The following is a 2,400-nucleotide window of genomic DNA, read 5'->3' as shown; positions in this document are numbered from 1 at the left end:
AGACCTGCGCAGCGGCCAGCAGGTCGGACAACCACTCACCGGCCACACCGGCCCTGTGACCTCCGTGGCGTGCACGGTTCTCGACGGACAGACCGTCGCCATCAGCGCAGGGTGGGACGGGACCGTGCGGGTGTGGGACTTGAGCAGCAGCCGACAGGTCGGGGATCCAATCAAGCACCAGGGCCCGTTGACCTCCGTGGCGTGCACAGTTCTCGACGGACAGACCGTCGTCATCAGCGCAGGCACCGACCGGACGGCGCGGGTGTGGGACCTGAGCAGCGGCAAGCTGGTCGGGGCGCCCCTTCCTAGCCACAGCGGCACCGTGGAAGCGGTGGCGTGCGCGGTGCTCAACGGTCGGACCATCGCAGTCACCGCAGGTGTAGGCCCGACAGGTCGGGTCTGGGACCTGGCCACCAGCCGCCCCGCCGGTAGCCTTGCCGGACACAACGACGCAGCGACTGCAGTGGCGTGCACAGTTATGGATGGCCGGACCGTCGCCGTCAGCGCGGGATGGGACGGGACCGTGCGGCTGTGGGACCTGAGCAGCAGCCGGCAGGTCGGCGAGCCCCTCGCCGGCCACACCGGTGCTGTGGAGGCGGTGGCGTGCACGGTCCTTGACGGCCGGACCGTCGCCGTCAGCGCGGGTCGGGACGGGACCGTGCGGCTGTGGGACCTGAACAGCAGCCGGCAGGTCGGCGAGCCCCTCGCCGGCCACACCAGTGCTGTGGAGGCGGTGACGTGCACGGAGCTCGATGGTCGGACCGTCGCCATCAGCGCAGGCGCTGACCGGACGGCGCGGGTATGGGACCTGCGCAACGGCCGACAGGTTGGGAAGCTCACCGCAGATAGCGGCGCCATGGTGGCGGTGGCGTGTACGGTCCTCGGCGGCCGACCGATAGCCGTTACCGGAAGCCGGGACTTCACGGTGCGGGTGTGGGACTTGGCCACCGGCTGGCCTATCGGTAAACCCCTCACCGGCCACACCAGTGCTGTGGAGGCGGTGGCGTGCACGGTCCTCGACGGCCGGGCCGTCGCCATCAGCGCGAGTCGAGACGGGATGGCACGGGTGTGGGACCTGGCCACCAGTCGGCTCGTAGGGAAAATCCTCGCCGACAGCTACGACACCGTCTCCAAGGTGGCATGCTCGTTCCTTGACGGCCGACCGGTCGCCTTTATCGCAGACACCCACATGATTCAGGTGTGGGACCTGCACAGCGGTCGGCCCATGGGGGCTCGCCTCACTGGAAAACACGACCTCGTGTCTGCTGTGGCGTGCATGGTCCTCGACGGACAGGCCGTTGCCATCAGCGCCGGCAGGAACGGGACCCTGCGGGTGTGGGACCTGGCCACCAGCCGGCCCATTGGGAAACCCCTCACCGGCCATGCCGGTGTCGTGACCACGGTGGTGGGCGCGGTCCTTGACGGCCGAGCGGTAGCCGTCACCGGAAGCCGGGACAACACAGTGCGCGTGTGGGACCTGAAGGCGCAGAAGGCCATCGCAGCCATCCTGATCGATTCTCCGTCCAGCGTCTCAATCACCGATGCTGGCGACCTCGTCATTGGCTTTCACAACGACGTCGCTCTCTACCGTCGCCGACCTTTCGGTCACACCGCACTCACCTGACTGACACAACAAACTTGTGCCAGCAGGCTGCAGCTATCGGCTCGAGCCCCGCCACCGGGTCGGCTCCCCGGTCTCCCTCTTGGCGTGGTGCAGCACCGCGACCGGACACGGGGTGAGCGTTGCCATGCAGACGACCGCGGCGGCCCGGGTTCGGGACAGGAGGAGTTCGACGGCAGCGAGTTCAGGGCCTGGTTGATGGACCCTGGCCGCGACGTCGGGGCCGCCATGCAGAAGTGGCTCGTCGAAACCGACAGATCGAGCCCGGCACACCGATCGTCTGACCGGAGATCCGCGCCTGGAAGCCCAGGTCTAGAAGGGCGTCTGCCCCTCCGGGAACGCCCGCTCCAGAGGGGGCATACGGTCAGCCGCGCCAACCACGAGAGGCCCACCAAAATGCATTCTCTTGAAATGCATCTAAGGAGGCTGCATACTCGTAATGGCGGAGCATCCGCATCGCGCAGACCACGGAGGTCGCGACGCGGCATCCTTCGGATCCCCTAGCCGCCACCCAACAACGAGGGCTGAGAGATCCGGGAGGGCAATCGCGCCACCCTGCTACCAAGAAGACCTTGGTGTTCGCCTGGTACGTCACCACCACCGGGCGTTCCGCGCCCGGCTGCGCACGCGCGGATTGCGCAGGCTGCGCGACCTCTGCCCCGACTAAGCCCACCGCTCCTCTACCCGACCATCACCCGGCTCGAAGGCCGGGCACCCGAGAGGAAGGCGAACACATGCCGGACACCCGCACCCCTCCCCCGCTGCGCCCCCACCAGAGC

1 protein-coding gene is annotated in these 2,400 nt (G+C 68.3%); it reads left to right on the top strand.

Going from position 1 to position 2,400, the window contains the following annotated elements; all coding sequences use genetic code 11:
* The coding region (locus tag PV721_RS35235; RefSeq protein ID WP_319731624.1) for a WD40 repeat domain-containing protein at positions 1 to 1,624 on the top strand (1,624 nt) is incomplete at its 5' end.
* Between the last annotated feature and the right edge of the window lie 776 nt (positions 1,625 to 2,400).

Source organism: Streptomyces sp. MB09-01, assembly GCF_033794505.1.
GTDB lineage: Bacteria > Actinomycetota > Actinomycetes > Streptomycetales > Streptomycetaceae > Streptomyces.
This window is presented reverse-complemented; position numbering and strand designations above follow the sequence as displayed.